Source organism: Cytobacillus oceanisediminis, from assembly GCF_022811925.1.
In the GTDB taxonomy this organism is placed as follows: domain Bacteria; phylum Bacillota; class Bacilli; order Bacillales; family Cytobacillaceae; genus Cytobacillus; species Cytobacillus oceanisediminis_D.
Genome location: NZ_CP065511.1, coordinates 488,079 through 510,569 on the forward strand (window position 1 = coordinate 488,079; position 22,491 = coordinate 510,569).

Annotated in this window: 24 protein-coding genes and 3 tRNA genes; 25 read left to right on the top strand and 2 right to left on the bottom strand. The window is 42.9% G+C overall.

Annotated features, from left to right (window positions below):
* Positions 1-368 precede the first annotated feature (368 nt).
* From IRB79_RS02550 to IRB79_RS02580, 7 genes are all read left to right on the top strand, one after another.
* Positions 369-1,445: a D-alanine--D-alanine ligase gene (locus tag IRB79_RS02550; RefSeq protein WP_243506579.1), complete on the top strand. Its 1,077-nt coding sequence runs from the start codon at positions 369-371 to the stop codon at positions 1,443-1,445.
* 102 nt (positions 1,446-1,547) lie between these two features.
* Positions 1,548-2,921, top strand: a complete 1,374-nt coding sequence (locus tag IRB79_RS02555; RefSeq protein WP_243506581.1) for a UDP-N-acetylmuramoyl-tripeptide--D-alanyl-D-alanine ligase — start codon at positions 1,548-1,550, stop codon at positions 2,919-2,921.
* 307 nt (positions 2,922-3,228) lie between these two features.
* A complete protein-coding gene (locus tag IRB79_RS02560; RefSeq protein WP_243506583.1) occupies positions 3,229-3,924 on the top strand; it encodes an alpha/beta hydrolase in 696 nt (231 codons plus the stop codon).
* 504 nt (positions 3,925-4,428) lie between these two features.
* Positions 4,429-5,904: a degradosome RNA helicase CshA gene (locus IRB79_RS02565; RefSeq protein ID WP_275720826.1), complete on the top strand. Its 1,476-nt coding sequence runs from the start codon at positions 4,429-4,431 to the stop codon at positions 5,902-5,904.
* 124 nt (positions 5,905-6,028) lie between these two features.
* On the top strand, positions 6,029-6,991 hold the full coding sequence (gene uvsE, locus IRB79_RS02570) for a UV DNA damage repair endonuclease UvsE (protein ID WP_243506587.1): 963 nt from the start codon (positions 6,029-6,031) through the stop codon (positions 6,989-6,991).
* Between the two features lie 173 nt (positions 6,992-7,164).
* Positions 7,165-7,644 carry a PH domain-containing protein gene (locus IRB79_RS02575; protein WP_243506589.1) on the top strand — a complete coding sequence of 160 codons (480 nt, stop codon included), beginning with the start codon at positions 7,165-7,167 and terminating at the stop codon, positions 7,642-7,644.
* A complete protein-coding gene (locus tag IRB79_RS02580; protein WP_347815345.1) occupies positions 7,631-9,100 on the top strand; it encodes a PH domain-containing protein in 1,470 nt (489 codons plus the stop codon). Before IRB79_RS02575 ends, IRB79_RS02580 begins: the two co-directional genes overlap by 14 nt.
* 16 nt (positions 9,101-9,116) lie before the next feature.
* On the opposite strand, the gene IRB79_RS02585 is transcribed toward IRB79_RS02580, so the two are convergent.
* The gene (locus IRB79_RS02585; protein WP_243506591.1) at positions 9,117-9,842 is read right to left on the bottom strand and encodes a rhomboid family intramembrane serine protease; all 726 of its coding nucleotides are present in this window, start codon (positions 9,840-9,842) and stop codon (positions 9,117-9,119) included.
* A gap of 164 nt (positions 9,843-10,006) precedes the next feature.
* Between IRB79_RS02585 and acpS the strand changes: the two genes are divergently transcribed.
* The 14 genes from acpS (at position 10,007) to IRB79_RS02655 (ending at position 21,182) form a co-directional block, all read left to right on the top strand.
* Positions 10,007-10,360: a holo-ACP synthase gene (gene acpS, locus IRB79_RS02590; protein WP_243506592.1), complete on the top strand. Its 354-nt coding sequence runs from the start codon at positions 10,007-10,009 to the stop codon at positions 10,358-10,360.
* A 144-nt stretch (positions 10,361-10,504) separates the two neighbouring features.
* Positions 10,505-11,518: a LolA family protein gene (locus IRB79_RS02595; protein WP_221881344.1), complete on the top strand. Its 1,014-nt coding sequence runs from the start codon at positions 10,505-10,507 to the stop codon at positions 11,516-11,518.
* A 179-nt stretch (positions 11,519-11,697) separates the two neighbouring features.
* Positions 11,698-12,855, top strand: a complete 1,158-nt coding sequence (gene alr / locus IRB79_RS02600; RefSeq protein WP_243506595.1) for an alanine racemase — start codon at positions 11,698-11,700, stop codon at positions 12,853-12,855.
* A 215-nt stretch (positions 12,856-13,070) separates the two neighbouring features.
* Entirely contained in the window at positions 13,071-13,352 is a 282-nt protein-coding gene (locus tag IRB79_RS02605) for a CopG family ribbon-helix-helix protein (RefSeq protein ID WP_035331931.1), read from the top strand.
* A gap of 4 nt (positions 13,353-13,356) precedes the next feature.
* Positions 13,357-13,707: a type II toxin-antitoxin system endoribonuclease NdoA gene (gene ndoA / locus IRB79_RS02610; RefSeq protein ID WP_009336311.1), complete on the top strand. Its 351-nt coding sequence runs from the start codon at positions 13,357-13,359 to the stop codon at positions 13,705-13,707.
* A 379-nt stretch (positions 13,708-14,086) separates the two neighbouring features.
* Positions 14,087-14,920 (top strand): RsbT co-antagonist protein RsbRA, encoded by an 834-nt coding sequence (locus IRB79_RS02615; RefSeq protein WP_243506596.1) that lies wholly within the window; start codon positions 14,087-14,089, stop codon positions 14,918-14,920.
* On the top strand, positions 14,917-15,279 hold the full coding sequence (locus IRB79_RS02620; RefSeq protein ID WP_009336309.1) for an STAS domain-containing protein: 363 nt from the start codon (positions 14,917-14,919) through the stop codon (positions 15,277-15,279). Before IRB79_RS02615 ends, IRB79_RS02620 begins: the two co-directional genes overlap by 4 nt.
* A 4-nt stretch (positions 15,280-15,283) precedes the next feature.
* The gene (locus IRB79_RS02625; protein ID WP_026580738.1) at positions 15,284-15,685 is read left to right on the top strand and encodes an anti-sigma regulatory factor; all 402 of its coding nucleotides are present in this window, start codon (positions 15,284-15,286) and stop codon (positions 15,683-15,685) included.
* Positions 15,686-15,696: 11 nt separating this feature from the next.
* On the top strand, positions 15,697-16,707 hold the full coding sequence (locus IRB79_RS02630; RefSeq protein WP_243506597.1) for a PP2C family protein-serine/threonine phosphatase: 1,011 nt from the start codon (positions 15,697-15,699) through the stop codon (positions 16,705-16,707).
* 60 nt (positions 16,708-16,767) lie between these two features.
* Positions 16,768-17,100 (top strand): anti-sigma factor antagonist, encoded by a 333-nt coding sequence (locus tag IRB79_RS02635; RefSeq protein WP_009336305.1) that lies wholly within the window; start codon positions 16,768-16,770, stop codon positions 17,098-17,100.
* Complete coding sequence (gene rsbW, locus IRB79_RS02640; protein ID WP_009336304.1) at positions 17,097-17,570, top strand: anti-sigma B factor RsbW; 474 nt, start codon at positions 17,097-17,099, stop codon at positions 17,568-17,570. Before IRB79_RS02635 ends, rsbW begins: the two co-directional genes overlap by 4 nt.
* Positions 17,548-18,342 (top strand): RNA polymerase sigma factor SigB, encoded by a 795-nt coding sequence (gene sigB / locus IRB79_RS02645; protein ID WP_243506598.1) that lies wholly within the window; start codon positions 17,548-17,550, stop codon positions 18,340-18,342. The genes rsbW and sigB overlap by 23 nt, the downstream gene beginning before the upstream one ends.
* Positions 18,339-18,935 (top strand): PP2C family serine/threonine-protein phosphatase, encoded by a 597-nt coding sequence (locus tag IRB79_RS02650; protein ID WP_243506599.1) that lies wholly within the window; start codon positions 18,339-18,341, stop codon positions 18,933-18,935. The genes sigB and IRB79_RS02650 overlap by 4 nt, the downstream gene beginning before the upstream one ends.
* A 63-nt stretch (positions 18,936-18,998) precedes the next feature.
* The gene (locus IRB79_RS02655; RefSeq protein WP_243506600.1) at positions 18,999-21,182 is read left to right on the top strand and encodes a Tex family protein; all 2,184 of its coding nucleotides are present in this window, start codon (positions 18,999-19,001) and stop codon (positions 21,180-21,182) included.
* 156 nt (positions 21,183-21,338) lie between these two features.
* Here the strand turns inward: IRB79_RS02655 and cmpA are convergent, their stop codons facing one another.
* Positions 21,339-21,452, bottom strand: coding sequence for a cortex morphogenetic protein CmpA (gene cmpA, locus IRB79_RS02660; RefSeq protein ID WP_009336300.1), 114 nt, complete (start codon positions 21,450-21,452; stop codon positions 21,339-21,341).
* Positions 21,453-21,588: 136 nt separating this feature from the next.
* Here cmpA and IRB79_RS02665 point away from each other — a divergent pair, with 136 nt between their 5' ends.
* The 4 genes from IRB79_RS02665 (at position 21,589) to IRB79_RS02680 (ending at position 22,472) form a co-directional block, all read left to right on the top strand.
* On the top strand, positions 21,589-22,050 hold the full coding sequence (locus IRB79_RS02665) for a SprT family protein (protein WP_243506601.1): 462 nt from the start codon (positions 21,589-21,591) through the stop codon (positions 22,048-22,050).
* A gap of 164 nt (positions 22,051-22,214) precedes the next feature.
* A tRNA-Asn gene (locus IRB79_RS02670) sits at positions 22,215-22,289 on the top strand.
* Positions 22,290-22,294: 5 nt separating this feature from the next.
* A tRNA-Ser gene (locus tag IRB79_RS02675) sits at positions 22,295-22,385 on the top strand.
* Between the two features lie 15 nt (positions 22,386-22,400).
* Positions 22,401-22,472 (top strand) — tRNA-Glu (locus IRB79_RS02680).
* Positions 22,473-22,491: the final 19 nt, after the last annotated feature.

Consider the following 22,491-nt stretch of genomic DNA (forward strand, 5'->3'; position numbering starts at 1 on the left):
GTCTGATTATTTATCGGGGATTAAGGGTTTTTCTCGTTTATTGCTCTATCGTAGGCGGTTAAACGTTTTCTCAAGATAATAATAAAAGAAAAAGAGTTTAAATTAATGCCAGAAAAGGAAATTATTTTACTGGTTTCAGATAAGAAAAGTTTCCTTTTTCAGGGCCCTTTCATACATATAGGAATATGGGCGTATGCGGAGAAAAAAATTCCTGTGGAATTGAACATGTAATCACTCCCTTTCTTAAATATGAAAGTGTTACAATAAAGAGTAGCTTGAAAGAGCATAAAAATCAGTTAAGGTTAAATAACGGAATAAAGCGGCATGAGAAGCCGGTTAGTCCATGATTGAATATTGGAGGTTCTTTTATGAAAACGAAGGTTGGCCTTTTGTACGGCGGAAAATCTGCAGAGCATAAAGTATCCATGCAGACTGCAATGGCTGTGATTAAAGCATTGGATTTAGAGAAATTTGAAATTCATCCTATTTATATATCTGAAGAAGGGCAATGGGTAAAGGGCCCTCAATTGCATGGTCCTGTTTCCAGTGTAAAGGAGCTGGAATTTTCCCAGGGGGAAGCACTTCCTCCAACAGCATTGGCACCAACCCTATTCCAGGGTGCTCAGGATAAAGGTCCATTTGATGTAATCTTCCCGCTGCTTCATGGTCCAAACGGGGAAGACGGCACAGTTCAAGGTTTACTTGAGCTCCTAAACCTGCCATATGTGGGGAATGGAGTATTGGCTTCATCAGCGGGAATGGATAAGGTCATCATGAAGAATATCTTTGCACAGGCAGGCCTGCCGCAGGTGAAGTATGTCTGGTTTATCCGCAGCGAATGGGAGAATGAGACGAAGGCAGCCTATGATCAAGTGGAAAAGGAGCTCGGATACCCGTGTTTTGTAAAACCGGCCAACCTGGGTTCAAGTGTAGGAATCAGCAAGTGCATGAACCGTTCAGAGCTTGAGGGAGCATTCAAAGAAGCTTTCCAATTTGACCGTAAAATTATCATTGAAGAAGGCGTTACAGCCAGAGAAATTGAAGCTGGCGTATTGGGCAATGATTATCCTGAATGCTCTGTTGCAGGTGAAATCGTGCCGAAAGTTGAATTCTATGACTATAAAGCGAAGTATGAAGATGGGGACACAGCCTTAATCATTCCTGCTGAAATCTCAGAAATTGAGTACAATGAACTGAGGGACATGGCCATTAAGGCATTTAAAGCGCTTGACTGCTCAGGTCTTGTCAGAGCTGATTTCTTTTTAACGAGAGAGGGTAAGTTATACATTAATGAAGTCAATACAATGCCAGGATTTACACCTTTCAGCATGTTCCCGCTTCTATGGAAGCATACGGGAGTGGAATATCCTCAGCTGATTGAAAAGCTTGTCAATCTCGCCATCGAACGCCATGCTGAGAAACAAAGCATCAAACACACAATGTAATAAGACATAATTGTTGAAGGAAACACGGCATCTTTGTCGTGTTCCTTTTGTTCATACATAACTGGCATTATGAGCTCATAATGCCGAAATAGGAGGCGCCATATGATAAAGAAAACACTTCAGGAAATTGAACAAATGATACAGATTGAGAATGATGTTTCATCTTTTCACAATACATCCATACAGGGCGTTAGCATTGACTCCAGAAAAATCAATCACGGCAATTTGTTCGTTCCATTCAAAGGTGAAAATTCGGACGGCCATCGATTTGTAGAAGATGCCATCGAAAAAGGGGCAGCCGCGGCTTTTTGGCAGAAAGATGTTCCCAATCCCCCTCTTCATCTTCCAATCCTGATCGTCGAAGATACACTGACGGCTCTTCAGGAATTGGCGAGAAGCTATCGTGATGAATTAAAGGTAAAAGTCGCAGGCATTACAGGAAGCAACGGCAAAACAACAACCAAGGATATGACCGCAAACCTTCTTTCCCTGCAATATAAAGTTCAAAAAACGGAAGGTAACTATAACAACCATATCGGTTTGCCCTTAACCATTCTGGCTCTTGAGGAAGATACGGAAATCGCGGTGCTGGAAATGGGGATGAGCGGCAGGGGAGAAATCGATTTTCTTACGAAGCTTGCCCGTCCGGACGCTGTGATTATTACGAATATAGGTGAATCCCACCTGCAGGATTTAGGTTCCAGAGAAGGGATTGCAGAAGCTAAGCTTGAGATCGTAAATGGGCTTAAGGAAAAGGGCCTGGTTATTTATTACGGCGACGAGCCACTCCTGGATAAAAAGCTGAAATCCTACATTGGTTCGGCAGCTTTAAGAACCTTTGGAAGAACCGGGAAAAATGATGTGTACCCGATGGATATCAAGCAGAATGACAGCGGCAGCACGTTTGGAATCAATGTGTCCAGCGAGAAGTTTTATCTGCCTGTGTTAGGTACCCATAATGTTCTCAATGCCCTGGCAGCCATGATTGCAGCATCCCATTTCGGTGTTCCGTACGAAAAGATGAACGAAGGCTTCGCAAGCTTAAAGCTGACGAACATGAGGATGGAACTTCTCGAGGGTCAAAGTGGAGAAAAAATCATCAATGATGCTTATAATGCGAGTCCAACATCTATGAATGCGGCGATTGAACTGATCGCAAACCTGCCAGGATATAAAAAGAAAATTCTTGTTCTCGGCGATATGCTGGAGCTTGGTCCGCAGGAGGAAGATTTCCATTACTCCATAGGAAAATCTGTGGATCCTGAAAAGGTTGATTATGTCTTTACATTCGGCAAGCTTGGCGAGTTTATCGCCAAGGGAGCGAAGGAGGTCCTGCCTCATGAACGGGTAGCCGCCTTTACTGACAAACAGCCGCTGATCGAAGAGCTGAAGAAACATGTGAATCAGGAAACGATTGTACTGGTTAAGGCATCCCGGGGAATGAAGCTGGAAGAGGTTGTCTCAGCTCTTCAATAATTGCTAGGAAAAGAATAACAATGTGTTTTAACAGAAATACTATTGCGGCTGAAACAGCATGAAGATACCCTGAGCTCTTCTTCACTCATTAACTCATATAGAGAATGAATTTCACCCAGGAATTAAGTGTATATATCTGTTATTATAGGAAATAAACCCCTGTTCCACGTGAAACAGGGGTTTAAATTATTTTTATATAGTTCCTTCGTTATGATTTTTATCTTCCAACAGGTTTGATTAGTATGGCAAAAAGGAAAAAGTGTAAAATAGAATTGACTAAATTATAAAAAATGGCGGTGACTCGAGTATGATTGGCTGCATGTGCATACATGGTTTTACAGGAGCTCCATTTGAAGTAGAACCTTTGGCAGAGTATTTGAAAGAACATACAGACTGGGAGATTTCCGTGCCGACATTGCCGGGTCATGGCGATGAACTGAAGCTGAAAGGAATTGCCTATAACAAATGGATTGAGCATGCAGAGGAAGAGCTGAAAAGGCTGATAAGCCGCTGTGAGAAAGTGTATGTAGTCGGCTTTTCGATGGGCGGCCTGATCGCCAGCTACTTAACAGTGCATTACCCGGTGGATAAGCTGGTTCTGCTTAGTGCTGCTGCTTATTATGTAAATCCAAAACAGCTTTTCTTCGATATTAAAGAGATGGCAAGGGATGCCTTCAAGGGAAACCTGGCCGACAATGAGATGTTCGTCAGATATAAGCGGAAAATAAGTGCGACACCGATTACGGCAACTCTTCAATTCCGCAGGCTTGTGGCCTCTATTAAACCTATCTTAAATCAGATCACTGTTCCGACATTGATTGCGCAAGGTGAAAGTGATGGAGTTGTGCCTCCGAGAAGTGCCAGATATTTATACAATAATATAAGTTCATCGGCCAAAAAATTAATTTTTATAAAGGACTCTAAACATCTTATCTGTCATTGCGGGGAAGGGGAACGCCTCTTTCAGGAGATCCTTGGTTTTCTTCAAAAAAAGCCGGAATGATAAGGTTTTCAGCCAGCCTTCAAGTTTGCAATGCTTACTTGAAAATGGTAATATAAACACCAAAGTGCCAACAGGAACTTCTTTTGAGAACCCGGACATACTCCAGCAGGAGAATGTCTTTTTTCATTAAATACAGAGGTATTGCCGAGAACGTCATACTTCAGTATGGCCGTAAATAAATGAGTGCTTCTCTACGGAAGAACTCATTTTTAGAGACCTGATTGTCCGTGAACAATTTGGATAGAATTTACCTCATCCTTTCCTCAAGCGGGTTTCATAGTGAGTGGGACTCTTCTTAACGAAACATAACCGCACTTTTTATAAAAATAAGAAGTTACAGCATCTAGAGACCGGGTACTGCCGGTTAAAAGGCTCCTTACGGGGTGCCCTAACTTTTCTTATAATCGTCCGGAAGAGTGACTCATAGGCCAATTTTCAGGAGAATTCCTGCCTGCAGGTTTGCAGGGACAAAATTTTTCTATGATTAGAAGGAGAATGAATACATTGACAAAGTTTCAAGACTTGGGCATCAGCCCGGCGACAATGAAATCACTAAAGCGAATGGGATTTGAAGAAGCGACGCCTATTCAGACCCAGACCATTCCGTTGAGTTTAGAGAATAAAGACCTGATCGGGCAGGCGCAGACAGGAACAGGAAAAACTGCTGCATTCGGAATCCCGATGATTGATAAAATCGACAACACAAAGGATTTCATTCAGGGAATTGTGATTGCTCCAACTCGCGAGCTGGCAATTCAAGTATCGGAAGAACTGTATAAAATCGGCTACGGCAAAAGAACGAAAGTCCTATCCATTTATGGCGGCCAGGATATTAATCGCCAAATCCGCGCTTTGAAGAACAAGCCGCATATCATCGTTGGAACGCCAGGACGTATTTTGGACCACATAAACCGCAAAACATTGCGTCTTGACCATGTCCATACTGCTATCCTTGACGAAGCGGATGAAATGCTTAACATGGGATTCATTGACGATATTGAAGCGATCCTTGCACAAATTCCTGAAGAACGCCAGACGCTGCTTTTCTCTGCTACAATGCCTGCGCCAATCCGCAGAATGGCAGAACGCTTCATGAAGGACCCTCAAATTGTCCGTGTAAAAGCAAAGGAAATGACTGTTTCATCTATTGAACAATACTATATTGAAGTGCATGAAAAGAATAAATTTGATGTGCTGACAAGACTTCTGGATATTCAATCACCTGAATTGGCGATTGTATTCGGACGTACAAAGCGCCGTGTCGATGAACTGGCTGAAGCCTTGAATCTTCGTGGATACATGGCTGAAGGAATCCACGGTGACTTAAGCCAGGCTAAGAGGATTTCTGTTCTTCGAAAGTTCAAAGAGGGAAGCATTGATGTCCTCGTTGCAACAGATGTTGCTGCGCGCGGATTGGATATTTCAGGCGTCACACATGTATACAATTTTGATATTCCGCAGGATCCTGAAAGCTATGTTCACCGCATCGGCCGTACCGGACGTGCTGGAAAAACGGGCGTTGCGATGACATTCATCAATCCGCGCGAAAAATCGTATCTGCATGTCGTAGAACGTACAACCAAGAGAAAAATGGAACGCATGGATGCTCCAACACTGGATGAGGCGCTTGAAGGCCAGCAAAAAGCAGTCATGGAAAAAATCATGCAAACCATTGAGGAAAACAATCTTGAGAGCTATAAAGAAGCGGCAGATGAGCTTCTGGCACAAAAGGATGCTTCAACAGTGGTTCAGGCCGTGCTGAAGATGCTGACAAAAGAACCGGATACAACTCCTGTTAAATTAACAGAGGAAAAGCCGCTTCCATCTAAGCGTGACAGAAAGCCGAATGACCGCAGCCGCGGAGGCTATAACGGAAAAGGCAGACAAGGAGGCCAGAAAGGATCATATAAATCCCGTCAAGGCCACACAGGAAAACGTCAAAGCCACAATAACCGTTCGAATAGCAGCAGCTATCGTTAATAAATTTGGAGAGCAGAGATTCTGCTCTCTTTTTATTTTGGCCTCAATATTAAGAGCCATCCATGTGCAATTTCTCACCGGCAGCCGTACATACTAAGGGAAATGCTGTACGGGAGGAATCGACATGACGATTGTACGCCTTGGGTATGTCGCGATGAGTATGAATCTGAAAAACGCGTCACCATCGCAAACGATGACGTTCAAGCAATTCTCGGCCATTAAAGACCGCGAGGCGGCTATAGCAAGACTGGAGCGGATTGCCGTATCAAATCTTGAAAACTGCCTGAGGCTGCTAAAGCACAATGCAGCCCATGATATCCATTTTTTCCGCTTTAGTTCCCGGCTGATTCCTCTTGCCAATCATGAGGAACTCTCTGATTGGAAGTATATGCGCCATCTTAAAGAAGCTCTATCCAAAATCGGGGACTTTCTGGATGAACATCCCATGCGGGTGGATTTTCATCCGGACCATTTTGTGCTCCTTAATACGCCGAAAGTTGATACATTGAATATGTCCATTAAAACACTGGCAATGCATGAAGCCCTGCTGAAAGGCATGAGGCTGAATCCGGCTCACCGCTGTGTTCTGCATGTGGGCGGAGGATATGATGATAAAGAAAAGGCTCTCGAACAATTTATCCATAATTGGGGCTTTACACCTTCAGGAATCCAGCAAATGATTATCCTCGAGAATGACGATACCACCTTTACCCTTGATGATACGCTCTATCTTTGTGAAAAGCTTGGGATTCCGCTTGTATTTGATTACCACCATCACCTTGCCAATTTTGAGAATGATAACTGGACGGGGCAATGGGAAAGGGTCGCAGCGACATGGGACCATTCAGAACTGCCTGTGAAAATGCATATCTCCAGTCCGAAATCAGACAAAGATTTTAGAGCTCATGCCGATTATATTAATTCTGAAATGTTCATGGAATTTCTGCAGAACATTAAGGGATCAGTGCCTGAGATTCATTGCATGATCGAAGCGAAAATGAAGGACAGCGCATTATTTAAGCTGGCTGAAGATTTAAGAATGAACCCTGATCTGACCTTTATTGATTCATCCAGCTTTGAAATATAAGTAGTACCCCACTTTTTTCATAAAAGGGAGACACTTCTTTTTTCTGTCATGTATACTTATAGAAGTGAAAGAGCTGATTCAAAACGACATGTACGGATGAGGTTTTGAGCGATGAACTGACTCTGGGTGTTTTTGAATGACTATTAATTTTATGGAATTGCGGGGGGTACTGCATGATTACAGAGCCGCATAAAAGGATACCGGCAAGGGGGCTGCTTGCATGGAGAATTTCCGGCACAATCCACTCTGTTTTTCCTTTTGTGTTATCAGGGGGCGCAATTGCTGCTGCTTTCCTGTTTAATTGGCCTATTTGGGTTATTGGAGCTTCCTTAATGTTTTATTCCGCTTATGCTTACCTAGTCATTATGACTTTCCCCTCTTTAAGGTGGAAAAGATGGAGGTATGAGGTCCGGGAAAATGAAATAGAGCTTAAACATGGGATAATTGTGATTAAAAGGACCCTTGTTCCCATGATTCGGGTGCAGCATGTGGATACCAAGCAAGGGCCGATATTGCGTAAATATCGTCTTGCTACTGTCACCATCTCGACAGCTGCAACTGTTCATGAGATACCGGCATTGGATGTGGACGAAGCGGAGGAATTGCGCTTTTTCATTTCCTTGCTGGCAAGGGCTGCAGATGATGATGTCTAATCCGAAACGGCTGCACCCAATCTCAGCGGTAGCCAATTTCCTGAAACACCTAAAGGAGATGCTGGTGCCCTTTCTTGTTTTTGTCGTCTTTGGAAGCAGAGGAGGAAATGGGGAGATTGTTCAGCTTGTCCTGTCTTTAGGGGTCATAATCGCGGTTTTTATGATAGGGATCCTTACCTGGTGGAGATATACCTATAGACTGGAGGAAGGCGAGCTTCGAATCGAGTATGGTGTTCTGATAAGGAAGAAGAGATATATTCCACTTGAAAGAATTCAAAGTCTCGACTTATCGGAAGGTTTGCTGCAAAGGCCATTTGGCCTTGTGAAGATGAAAGTGGAGACAGCCGGTTCAAGCGGTGCTGGTGAGGCAGAAGCGGTATTGACGGCTATTTCTAAAAAAGATGCAGCGTTCATTCAGCAGGCATTTTCAGCAGCTAAAAAGAATCCTTCCGAAATGGAAACAGTATTGCAGAACCGGGAAGTGATTTATAAAATTTCTCCTGGCGAGCTGCTCCTTCTGGCATCAACTTCAGGCGGGGCAGGTGTCGTTATTTCGGCTGTCTTTGCTTTTGTTTTTCAATTTGAAGAAATCATTCCGTATGAAAAGGTGTTTACCGGGCTCGAAGGATTTATTGCCAACGGAATTATATTTGTGAGTATCCTGGTCTTCATCGTCTTTTTTATTGCATGGCTGATTGCTCTTATTGGCAGTATGCTGAAATATGCCGATTTTACTTTAATAAAGACTGATAAGGAATTGATTGTCACAAGAGGTCTGCTGGAAAAGAGGCAGATGACGATTCCGCTGAATCGCATTCAGGCAATTCAGTTCAGGGAAAATCTGCTTAGGCAGCCACTTGGCCTGGCAACTGTCTATATTGAAAGTGCAGGAGGTTCCATTGAGGACAATGAAAGCGCCCGCCTTATGATCCTGCCGATTGTGAAAAAAACACGGATTGCCGGTCTGTTAAAGCCCCACTTGTTCCACTATGAACTGCAGCCCGGATTTTTTAAAGCTCCAAAAAGGGCGCTTAACCGCTATTTATGGAGAGGGCTTCTATGGGTACTGCCTTTTGTGGCTGTGCCGCTCCTCTTTTTCAGGCCATGGGGATACTTTTCTTTAGTGCTGCTGATCCTTTCGTTGGGATGGTCGTATCTCAAATACAGGGATGCAGGCTGGGATATCAGCTCTCAGCAGCTTGCTCTCAGATATCGCGGGATTGTAAGGATTACTGTCTTTATGAAAAGAAATCGAATACAGTCCCTCACCATGAGCGAAAGTTATTTTCAGAAAAGGCGCAGTCTGGCTACCATAGAAGCTGTGGCCATGTCAGGGATTGGGGGGACAGGCGGAACGGTTCCTGATCTTGACCGGAAAGAAGTGTATGCTATTTATAAGTGGTACTCTTATACTGGATTAAACAGAAGTTATTTGAAAAAGGAAAAGCGCCCATGAGCGCTTTTTTTTTGAATTATCTAGCTAAAAACCCCAGGACAGCCAAAATGATAATAAATCCCCAGAGAACAAGCCTTGATGCGGGCACCCCTTTTAATGAAGGCCTGATGCCGGAAAGACCTCCGGGCCGTATTATGCCAGATGAAGAGGATGTACGGCCTTTGGCCAGTGATGCCGCACCGATCAGGAAACCTGCAAGCAGGCCGAATAAATGGGCTGTAACATTAATGTTTGGCTGCAGAAAGGTCATGATTACGCCGATTATCGTAATGGTCAGTATGATTTGTGAGTTTTCCCTGGATAAAAGTTCTTTTCGGAATACGATGATTGCCGCAAAGTATCCGAAAAGGCCAAAGATCGCACCACTGGCGCCCACATGAATATATGTCAATGGTTCAAGAAGCAGTGTTGCAATATTTGCTGCTGCACCAGCTGTGATGTAAAGCAGGATGAATCTGGTTTTTCCGAGCATTCGTTCCAGGACAGGGCCGAAGAGAACGAGAGAAAAGCTGTTGAATAAAACATGGGGGAAACCGCTGTGCAGTATGATGGGGCTCAGCAGCCGCCAGTATTCACCTTGAACAATATATAAATTGACGCCTGCAAGCTTTTCGAAAATAAGTGTATTTGGGAATAGGGGAATGACTGTTAATAGATAGATGATAATATGGATACAAATGATAGCAGAAACAACAGGGTAGTAGCGGATAAATTCCTTAAAGCTTTCCGTTCTTGTAAACATGGCTCTCCTCCGTGCTTGAATTGTTGGACCGTGTATCTACATCATAGCCTGAAAAGCGGTTTTTCAGCATGCCATAACACTTATTCATTGGATAATGTGTACATAATACTGCTTCTACTGTATTCTTTATGCAGCGAATAATATAAATAGAAGGAAGATGAGAGATGATTTCCGGTATTGGGATTGATATTGCAGATCTGGAGCGCATACGAAAAATTATTGCCAGGCAGGAGCGTTTTCCTGAACGGATTTTGACACCAAAAGAGCAGGCTGGCTATCGCCGCTTGCCAGAAAAGAGACGGGCTGAATATCTTGCCGGGAGGTTCGCGGCAAAAGAAGCTTTTTCAAAGGCATGGGGCACTGGGATTGGGGAAGAACTTTCCTTTCAGGATATTGAAATTGAAAAGGATGAAAAGGGAAAGCCTTATATTTCGAAGCCATTTAAAGATGGGATACACTTGTCGATTTCCCATAGCAGAGAATATGCGGTGGCTCAGGTGGTTATAGAAAAAACTTGATATTTGGCATGCTGAAGAATTTCAAAAGCTTGTCATTCCTCCTAGCATATTCCCTAAGGTTGTCTCATATATTCATAATGCGATAGGAGAGACAGGCCGGAAGTTGGGCCGATCTCACTGAAATGAGACAAAGGGGCTGAAGGAATGAAGAAAAAGTGGTTCATGCTGCTTGCCGGGCTTTTGGTAGTTCTTGCACTGTCTGCCTGTGGGACTAAATCACAGGAAGACGTCGTAAAGGATCTTAACAATAAGCTTGAAGACATTAAAGGATACAAGGCAGAGGCCAAGATGACTCTGCAGATGGGGACTGACCCGCAAACTTACGAAATTGAAGTATGGCATAAGGAGCCTGACTTTTACCGGGTGAACCTGAAAAACGCCCAAAAGGAACAAAGCCAAATGATTCTGCGCAACGATGACGGTGTATTTGTCCTCACTCCTGCGCTGAACAAGAGCTTCCGTTTCCAGAGCGATTGGCCGCAGAACAGCAGCCAGGCTTATTTATATGAATCATTAGTCAAGGACATTATGGAGGATAAAGAAGCTAAGTTCTCCGCTACAAAAGATCATTATGTGTTTGAAACAAAAACACGCTATCAAAATAATCAGATGCTTCCTGTCCAGGAAATCAAGCTCAAGAAGTCCGATTTATCCCCAGTCAGTGTGAAGGTTATGGATCCTGATAAAAATGCACTTGTAACAGTAGAATTTTCAAATGTAAAGTTTAATGCCAGCTTCGATAAGAAAGATTTTGACATGCAGAAGAACATGACAGGAGCCCAGCTCGAAGTGCCGGTGATGGCTGAGGTGGAGGATCAGGAATTCGCGGTTAAATATCCGCAGATGGACATGGCTGATGTAAAGCTGGTTGATGAGCAGGAAGTGCAAACAGAAGATGGCAAGCGTGTTGTATTGACGTACGATGGAGAAAAATCCTTCACTCTTGTGCAGGAAAAGGCCGCTGTCATGCCGACATCATCCGTCGTTACTTCAGTGAAAGGCGAGCCTGTTGACCTTGGCTTTACCATTGGTGCACTTTCTGACAACACCATTTCCTGGACCTACCAGGGTGTGGATTATATGATTGCATCCAATGATTTATCACCTGAAGAAATGTCCGAAATTGCCCGCACTGTACAGGGGGAAATGGTGAAATAAATCACCGGCAAAAAGCAGGTCTCATATGGGCCTGTTTTTTTTATGCTGGAGATGATTGGCCTGCATCGGAAATCAGCTTTCAAAGCTTTTTGATAAAAAATAACCATTTGACAAACCCTCTGCCCGAGTTTGATAATCGACATGTAGAGAAGCAATGGCTAAAGGACGTGAACACATCGATGTATGAAAAAACAAAAATGTACCGGGACACTTGGGCAGAGATAAATCTGGATCATATTTCATATAATGTAGAGTCAATGAAAAAACATGCAGAAGAAGGGACAAACGTCATTGCGGTTGTGAAGGCAAATGGGTACGGACATGGAGATGCTGCAGTGGCGGAAGCGGCCCTGGAAGCGGGCGCATCCTCTCTGGCTGTTGCCACACTGGATGAGGCGATGGCATTGAGAAATAAAAAGATTGCGGCTCCGATTTTAGTAATGGGAGCGAGCCGCCCGGAGCATGCAGGCGAAGCAGCGGCAAAGAATATTGCCCTGACCGTTTTTCAAAAGGAGTGGCTCTCACAAGCAAAAGAATATGTGGAAGATGGAGAAGTCCTGAATATTCATATAAAGTTTGATACAGGCATGGGCCGCCTGGGTATTCGAAGCCGTGATGAGCTTGAGGGAATTGAGAGCGTTATTAAAAAGGACAAGCGTTTTCAGCTTGAAGGGGTGTTTACGCATTTCGCCACAGCGGATTCATTGGACAATGCTTATTTTGAAAAGCAGCTGAGCAGATTTAAGGAAATGACCGGCTGGCTGGAGATTTTGCCGAAGTACGTCCATACCAGCAACAGCGCGGCTGCCCTTAGATTTCCCAAAGCGCACTTAAATGCTGTCAGAATGGGGATCAGTATGTACGGATTGGCTCCTTCCATGGAAATAAAGTCTGAACTTCCTTTCCAGCTGAAAGAAGCTTTTTCTCTCCATACCTCTATTATTCATGTGAAAAAGCTTCATAAAGGCGAGAAAGTCAGCTATGGTGCGACTTATGGGGCTCAGGAAGATGAATGGATTGCAACATTGCCGATTGGCTATGCGGATGGCTGGATCCGAAAGCTTCAGGGGCAGGAGGTTCTTGCTGAAGGATTGAGAGTTCCAATTGTTGGAAGGGTTTGTATGGATCAATGCATGATAAAGCTTCCGCATGAAATGCCTGTCGGTACAAAAGTAACCCTGATCGGTGAGCAGGGGAAAGAAAAGATTCCGGTTGACGAAATCGCCGGAAAACTTGAAACCATCAACTATGAAGTAACCTGCATGGTATCTTCCCGGGTTCCGCGCATATATAAAAGAGATGGTAAAATTATCGGGGGAATTAATTATCTGCTGTAATCGGAAAAACTTTATTTGCTGTCCAGCTGCGCTTTCGCCCGGAGAAAGGAATGGAATAAGCTGTGCAGCTTTCTGAAATCATGCATAAAATACTATTTTTTTGGACGATAATACAGAAGAATTAAAGAATCCCCTTTGCATTGGGCCTTATTAATGGTAATATTGAAAATGGTAGATATAAAAATGGTGTGTAGTGATGGTGGAGGTGTATGTTTGTGTCTGAGTCCAGCACAACAACAGAGATAATGGTGAAATTACCGCAGCATCTTTTAACCGAGTTAGACGGATTTGCAAAACAGGAAAACGTTAACCGGAGCGAATTCATTTATCAGGCAACCAAAATGTATTTGCGCGAACGCAAAAAGAGACAAATTCGCGAGTCCATGAGACGAGGCTACATGGAGATGGCGAAAATAAATTTGACGATTGCATCTGAAGCATTTCAAGCGGAATATGAGGCAGAACACACAGTTGAACGTCTAGTAAGCGGAGGATAATCCTTTGATTGTCAAACGTGGTGACGTTTATTTTGCAGACCTATCCCCAGTTGTTGGTTCAGAACAAGGCGGCGTCCGTCCAGTGCTTGTCATCCAAAACGACATCGGGAATCGGTTTAGTCCCACAGTAATTGTTGCAGCAATCACAGCTCAGATTCAAAAAGCGAAGCTGCCTACTCACGTTGAAATTGATGCGAAGCGTTATGGTTTTGAAAGGGATTCGGTCATCTTATTAGAACAGATTCGTACAATTGATAAACAACGCTTAACCGATAAAATAACCCATCTCGATGACGAAATGATGGAAAAAGTGGATGAAGCCGTGCAAATCAGCTTAGGCCTCATCGAATTTTAACAAACGCTCTTTTGAAGGGCGTTTTTTTATTTTATACAGGAAAAAGGTTTAGTTCCTTGTAAAGAGGGTAAAAAAGAGAGTCATTTATTATATAAAATTGTCTGGTTTTGTAAATATACCCGTTTCATATGAGAATACACTTCAATATTCGATGGAAATCTGCTGAGATGTGAAGTGAAAAAAGGGATTTAATTAAAAATTGTCGAATTAACCAATGATGGGAGTTTATTTATTACGCATCATATAGGTATCATTTGACTGGCATTCACTGTTATCATTTAATTGATATATATGGGACAGGAAGATTTTTTTATCTTCTTTACAATAAAGGAGAATTGGAAGGCTAATAATAGATATATGCTAAGATAGGGAGGAACAAATGAATTCCACAATATTGAATTATATACAAAACAACAAAGATTCCATATTCAATGAGTGGCTTGAGGCCACGAAGGAAAATGCGGATGAAAGGGTTACGAAGGTAGTATCTGATCAGGTATTTATCGGGACAAGCCGGGAATTCATTGACCTGATTATTTCTAATATAAAAAGTTCAAATGAGGAATTCACTTCAAAATTGAGTGATTTCTCTGAGAAAATTGTACGTTTGGGCTGGCCTCTCAGTTTTGTGACAAAAGGGCTCCAAACATTTGGAAAGATTGTGTTTGAGGACATGCAGGAAGCTGGGATTGTCACCCAGGAAAACCAAATGAAAGTCATTTACGAGTTTGACAGCTGGATGACTCCCATGGTCAATGAAGTGGTAAATATGTATTCAACCACTTGGGAAAGAACTGTGTCTCTCCAAAAAATTGCCCTTCAGGAACTATCTGCGCCGCTAATCCCTGTATTCGAAGGAATTACCGTCATGCCTCTTGTCGGAACAATTGATACGGAGCGGGCGAAGCAGATTATGGAGAACCTCTTAAATGGAGTGGTTAAACACCGTTCAGAAGTGGTGCTTATTGATATAACAGGCGTGCCGGTTGTTGATACGATGGTAGCCCATCATATCATACAGGCAGCTGATGCTGTAAGGCTTGTCGGAGCGAAATGCATGCTTGTAGGCATCCGTCCGGAAATTGCCCAGACCATTGTAAACTTGGGAATTGATTTAAATCAGTTCACTACAAAGAATACCTTGAAAAAGGGTGTAGAAGCGGCGCTTGAGTTAACCAGCCGCAAAATTGTGAATGTGGAGGGAGCGGAATGAGAGTGAGAATCCCGATTTTAAAGCTGAACGATTGCCTATTAGTCTCCATTCAGTGGGAATTGGATGACCAGACAGCTCTGCAGTTTCAGGAGGATCTGCTCCATAAAATCCATGAGACCAGCGCAAATGGAGTCGTGATTGATTTAACATCCATTGACTTTATTGATTCATTCATCGCTAAAGTTCTCGGCGACGTAATAAATATGTCCAAACTGATGGGTGCAAAAGTAGTCATAACCGGGATACAGCCTGCCGTAGCAATTACGCTTATTGAGTTAGGTATTGGGTTAGATGATGTCCTTACTGCATTAGATCTAGAAAAAGGTTTGGAGAAATTACAACAGGAATTGGGGGAGTAACTGTATGGAAAACCAATCCTGCGTTAAAATCATAAACGAATGGGACATCGTTGCAGCCCGCCAGCTTGGGCGGAATGTTGCTAAAGAGCTTGGTTTTGGTACAGTTGACCAGGCTAGAATCACTACAGCCATTAGTGAACTTGCCCGGAATATATATTTATACGCCGGACAAGGGCAAATCTGTATTGAAAAAATATACGACGGCGGAAAAGCGGGATTGCGTATAGTTGCGGTAGACAGCGGCCCTGGAATCAATGATTTACGCCAAGTAATGGAAGACGGATTCTCGACATCAGGGGGATTAGGAGCCGGCCTGCCGGGTGTGAAGCGGTTAATGGATGAGTTCTTAATTGACTCCAATCCTGGAACCGGAACAGATATAAAAGCAACTAAGTGGCTTCGTTAGGGGGAAGCGGTATGGATTTCCGAGAAATGATGGAATCAAAGTATCGGGATATTCTTGAGAATTATATTAAAGAACAATCTGAACAGGCTTTGTATCAGGGCCAGAAGTTCAGCAGGAAGTCGATCGAGCACAAAATCTCTCCTGAAGAGATTATCAGCGTTCATAAAAGTCTGATGGGTGAACTTTATCCGGACTTGCCTGAGTATGTTCACCATTCTTTTGATATCCTTCTGGAAGTCATGATAGGCTATGGTTTTGCCTATCGGGAACACCAGAACTTAAAGCATATTCAGCAGGAACTCAGGACAGAAATGGAAATAGCTGCGAACGTCCAGCAAACCCTGCTGGGGACGCAGGTTCCTTCTGTTGAAGGTTTGGATATTGGCGCCATAAGTGTTCCTGCCAAACATATGAACGGTGATTATTTCCATTTTGTTCAGGATGAAAACAGCACAATCAGCATAGCAATTGCTGATGTAATCGGTAAAGGGCTGCCGGCGGCCTTGTGTATGTCCATGATTAAATATGCCATGGACAGTTTGCCTGAAAACCGCAATGACCCTAAAACGGTTCTGGAAAATCTTAATCGGGTCGTAGAACAGAACGTAGATTTAACAATGTTCATTACTATGTTTTATGGAATATATGATACGAACAGCCATATGTTCTCTTATGGTTCTGCCGGACACGAACCAGGACTTTTCTTTGCTGCTGAGACGGGTGAATTTACCGAACTGGCAGCGAAAGGCCTGCTTCTCGGCATTGATAAAAAAACTAAATACCGCCAGTACGAAAAAGGAGTAAATCCCGGAGATATGATTATATTAATGTCAGATGGGGTTACTGAATGCCGTACAGAAGAAGGGTTTATAGAAAAGGAATCATTGCTGGAATTAATCAAGAAATACATTCATTTAAGTGCACAGGAAATTGTTAATAGCGTATATAAAGAACTTGAAAAACTTCAGCATTTTCAATTGCGGGACGATTTTACCTTAATTATTTTAAAAAGAAATGTTTAACGGGTTTTAAAAGCGGGTAACTAGTAAAAAGCAGTTGACATGTAAAGAGGTGGGTCAGTTATGAATATTACAATAGATGTAAAAGAAAATGATATGCTGATTGAAGCAATGGTAAGCGGAGAAATTGATGCGTATACAGCTCCTAAACTCCGTGAAGAGCTGTTTCCTTTAACAGAAAAAGAGGGCGTAGAAATGGTGGTCAACCTATCTGAAGTCTCTTATATGGATAGTACCGGCTTAGGTGTATTTGTTGGTGTATTTAAAAATGTCCGCGCTAATAACGGTAAATTCCAGATTGTTGGCTTGTCGGACCGTTTAAAGAGACTTTTCGAAATTACAGGCCTAGCCGATATTATCGATATTAACAGCGGGATTGAAGGTGGAGTACAATGAACGAGCCATTTGATTATATAGAGGTGAAAATTCCGGCCAAGCCGGAATTTGTTGGGGTAATCCGCCTGACGCTATCAGGGATTGCCAGCAGAATGGGATTTGCATATGAAGAAATTGAAGATCTTAAAATCGCTACAAGTGAAGCTTGCACCAATGCAGTCCAACACGCATACAAACAGAATGAGCAAGGAGAAGTAGTCATCGGGTTCGGTTTATACACTGACCGTCTTGAGGTAATGGTCGCAGACAGCGGAAAAAGTTTTGACTTCCAATCTGCAAGACAAGGCATTGGGCCATACGACCAGACTGATTCTGTGGAATTCCTGCGTGAAGGAGGCTTGGGTCTATACCTGATTGAAACATTGATGGATGAAGTAAGAATTCATCACAAAGAGGGTGTTACGGTCTTCATGACCAAATACCTAGAGGGAGAGCAGGTGGAGAGGGATGCAAAAACAATCTCAACCTAACCAAAAATCCAAAGAAGAAACAAATGCTTTAATCAAAGCCTACCAGCTTCACCAGGATGAAGAAGCTCAAAATGCCCTGGTCCTTCAATATCAGAATTTAGTTGAAGCCATTGCCCGCAAGTACTCAAAAGGAAGATCTTATCATGAGGATATTGTCCAGGTAGGCATTATAGGCTTATTAGGGGCTATCCGCCGCTATGATGAGTCTTTCGGCAAAACGTTTGAGGCCTTTGCTGTTCCTACGATTATCGGCGAAATTAAGCGCTTCTTAAGGGATAAAACTTGGAGCGTTCATGTTCCGCGCCGCATAAAGGAATTGGGCCCAAAAATTAAAGCGACCGTTGAAGAGCTCACAACAGAACTTCATAGGTCTCCAAGAGTGGACGAAATAGCCGATGTGCTGGGTGTATCAGAAGAAGAAGTTCTCGAAGCAATGGAAATGGGAAAAAGCTATCAGGCGCTTTCTGTTGACCATTCAATCGAGGCTGATTCTGATGGAGGAACAGTCACTTTGCTGGATATCGTCGGAAATGAAGACGAGGGCTTTGAAAAAGTAAATCAAATGCTTGTTCTTGAAAAAGTCCTGCATGTCCTGTCTGAGAGAGAGAAATTAATTATACAATACACATATCTTGAGAATATGAGCCAAAAAGAAGCTGGAGATAAACTTGGGATTTCCCAGATGCATGTCTCCAGACTTCAGCGCCGTGCAATCAAAAAGCTTCAGGAGGCGATCCACTCTGAAACAAATAACTCGGAGTGCCTTTCATGACCAAATTGGTTAGAGATAACATCGAAGTGATTGCTTACCAGACAGCTAAAGATGGCAAAGCTTTTTGCGGTGATGGATATTACTTCACCGCAACTGATGAATACTTTGTATGTGTGCTGGCAGATGGCCTTGGAAGCGGAGAATTCGCGTATGAAGCTTCTTCTGCTGTTGTTTCTGTCGTAGAGCAGCATCATGAGAAAGATGTAGATACGCTCATGAAGCTTTGCAACGATGTTCTTTTACAAAAAAGAGGAGCAGCAGTAGCGCTGTTTAAAGTTCATTTTGCCTCCAGGGAATTTGTATACAGCTGTGTAGGGAATATTCGGTTTTTCCTTTATTCATCTACTGGAAAACTCACTTATCCCCTGCCTGTAACTGGATATCTGTCAGGAAGGCCGCAGGTGTTTCATACCCAGCGGTTTACGTATGAAGCGGAATCAAAGTTTTTGATATACTCAGATGGCTTAAATATTCAAGGGGTTAAATCTTTGCTGAAAGCATTTCTCCCTATTGATCTTATCTCGGAAGATATAAAAAAGCAGTATCCATCTACCTCAGATGATGCTACTTTCATACTTGGAAGCTTACTCTAGAACAGGGTAAGCTTTTTGTTTTTCTTTTTGATAAAATGAAAAGTGAGACTCTATGATGGAGGAATGATCTTGGAAAAAACTTTGGATAGACAAAATCAAGTACTAAACCTAATCGCTGGAGAATTATCAATAGCCATTAAACAAGTAAAAAACACAATCAGCTTATTGGAAGAAGGGAACACAGTCCCGTTTATTGCCCGATACAGAAAGGAACAAACAGGCGCACTGGATGAAGTTCAAATCCGGGATATCATGGAGCGCTGGCAATACATACAAAATCTCAATCAGCGTAAAGAAGAGGTAGTCCGCTTAATTGAAGAACAGGGCAAGTTGACAGAAGAGCTAAAATCCAAAATTGAAAAAGCGGTAAAGCTGCAGGAGGTAGAAGACTTATACCGGCCATATAAGCAAAAGCGCCGCACAAAAGCAACTGCAGCAAAGGAAAAAGGGCTTGAACCGTTTGCTGAATGGCTTCTCACCTTTCCCCTTAATGAAACCCCTGCTGCAAAGGCCAAAGAATTCTTATCTGATGAAAAGGAAGTAACCACAACGGAAGAGGCAATCGCTGGAGCAAAAGATATTATCGCTGAATGGGTATCAGATGAAGCAGAAAGCAGAAAATGGATCCGTATGGAAACAGCCAAAAAGGGAACCATTGAGTCTTCTGTGAAGAATAAAGAGAATGACGAAAAAGGCGTTTATGAAATGTACTACGAGTATGAGGAACCAGTGAGTAAGATTGTTCCACACCGCACACTTGCATTAAACCGTGGTGAAAAAGAAGAAGTTTTAAGGATTAACATTAAGCCAAATACCGAATTTATCTTAAAGTACTTGTATAAAAAGTGGGTGAAGGATGAACGCTCCCCTGCAGGGGCAATTGTAAAGGAAGCTATTGAGGATGGATACAAGCGTCTGATTATGCCTTCGATTGAACGTGAAATCCGCAATGAACTAACTGAAAAAGCAGAAGAACAGGCGATCATGATTTTTTCTGAAAATCTCAGAAAACTGCTGCTTCAGCCCCCATTAAAAGGCAAGGTAGTACTTGGTGTAGACCCTGCCTACAGAACTGGCTGCAAGCTGGCTGTTGTAGATGAAACTGGAAAAGTACTTGATATCGGTGTCATATATCCGCATCCTCCTGTTTCCAAAACGAAACAAGCACGAGAGAAAGTAGTTCATATTCTAAACACCTGCAAAGTAGAAATGGTTGCCATCGGCAATGGAACCGCCTCAAGGGAAACCGAGCAGTTCATCGCTGACATTTTAAAGGACATGAAAGAGGAGATATTCTACCTAATTGTCAATGAAGCAGGGGCGAGCGTATATTCTGCCTCAGACCTTGCCAGAGAAGAGTTTCCTGATTTTCAGGTAGAAGAAAGAAGTGCTGTATCCATTGCCCGCCGCCTCCAGGATCCTCTTGCAGAATTGGTTAAGATTGATCCCAAGTCCGTGGGGGTTGGTCAATATCAGCATGACGTATCCCAGAAAAAGCTGTCAGAATCACTCTCTTTTGTTGTAGAGACAGCGGTAAACCAAGTGGGTGTCAATGTAAATACAGCCTCATCTTCGTTGCTGCAGCATGTAGCTGGCCTTTCAAAAACAGTTGCTGTGAATATAATCAAGAAACGGGAAGAAGAAGGGAAATTTACAGACCGCAAGCAGTTGAAAAAGATTCCGCGCCTTGGGGCCAAAACCTATGAACAGGCAATAGGCTTCTTGCGGATTATCGATGGGAAAGAATCTCTGGACCGGACTGGTATACACCCTGAAACGTATGCAGTAGTAAATAAATTGCTTGCTAATCTCGGATTTAAATCCAGTGACCTTGGAACACAATCATTAAGGGAAGCGCTAAAAGGCATAAATATCAGCCAGACTGCCCGGGAGCTTGAAATTGGTGAACTTACATTGAGAGATATTATTGATGCCTTAATGAGACCTGAAAGGGATCCGCGTGATGAGCTGCCAAAGCCGCTCCTAAAGAAAGAAGTCCTGAAACTTGAAGATCTGCAGGAAGGGATGGAGCTTCAAGGGACAGTGAGAAATGTTGTCGACTTTGGTGCATTCGTTGATATCGGAGTCAAACAGGATGGCCTTGTTCATATATCTAAACTTAGCCGCCAATTTGTCAAACATCCGCTGGATGTCGTGTCCGTTGGGGATGTAGTAACAGTCTGGGTTGACTCTGTTGATAAGCACAAGGGAAGAGTCGCCTTAACTATGCTTGACCAAACTAATTAACATTCCTTTGTTTTGCTGGCTTAAATAGCTTGTTCTTCGAGTCATAAGCCAAATCACGCCGGAAATCAATATTTCTAGCGTGATTTGGCCTATGCTTGTGAGGTTTTCAAAGGGCTGTAGCTGATTTTAGCTGGTTTATCTCAGGCTCGCCATATTTTATGAGCAGTGTTTCTTTCTATAGAAAAACCAGCACTGATTCAGCAGTTTGATCTGATAGCGGTCCTTTTCATAAAAAGCACGCTGGATTTGATTTTGAAACCATACAGGCATATGATTTACCTCCCGTGTATTGGAATCTGATGATCGCTCCCTCGGGCAGCAAAGCGAGTTCAGAGCTATAATAGGTATATATAATGTATGCTATAATAGGTTGTCATGTTTACGATAAGAGAGGAAAAACATTGTTATGAATGACCAGGAGCTTCAGACACTTGTTGAAAAGATATCCTTAGAAAGCTTCGGCAAGCCCTTTCGCCATCAGGTTTATTTTAATTCACGCCTCAGGTCGACTGGCGGAAGATATATGCTGAATTCACATCATGTTGAAATAAACAAAAAGTATTATGAGCAGCTTGGGGCCGGAGAATTAGAGGGAATTATTAAGCACGAGCTATGTCATTACCATTTGCATTTAGAAGGAAAAGGATATAAGCATCGTGATCAGGATTTCAGAATGCTAATGAAAAAAGTGGGAGCACCTCGATTTTGTTCGGCATTGCCTGATCGTCCAAAAACAAATAGATCTGCTAAGATTCTTGTTTATATGTGTAAGGAATGCGGTCAAACTTATCAAAGAAAAAGAATGGTTGATACGAAGAAATATGTTTGCGGTAAATGCAAGGGGAAATTAGTATTAAAAAAGAATTGACATTAGATTAAGTACACTTTATATTTAATAATTGTCGCAGGACAAAACAGGATAAACGGCTAATAAATTCTTCTAAAAACAAGCTTGACTTTTATAGCCTTCGTCCTTATAATATGAAGAGTCGATAAGATGTTAACTGTTTTATCGATAAAGTTCATTATTATTCCGCAGTAGCTCAGTGGTAGAGCATTCGGCTGTTAACCGAACGGTCGCAGGTTCGAATCCTGCCTGCGGAGCCATATTTGGGGAAGTACTCAAGTGGCTGAAGAGGCGCCCCTGCTAAGGGTGTAGGTCGCGTAAGCGGCGCGAGGGTTCAAATCCCTCCTTCTCCGCCAGAAAATTCTCACAATGGCCCGTTGGTCAAGCGGTTAAGACACCGCCCTTTCACGGCGGTAACACGGGTTCGAATCCCGTACGGGTCACTTTTTTGTTTCCGACGGT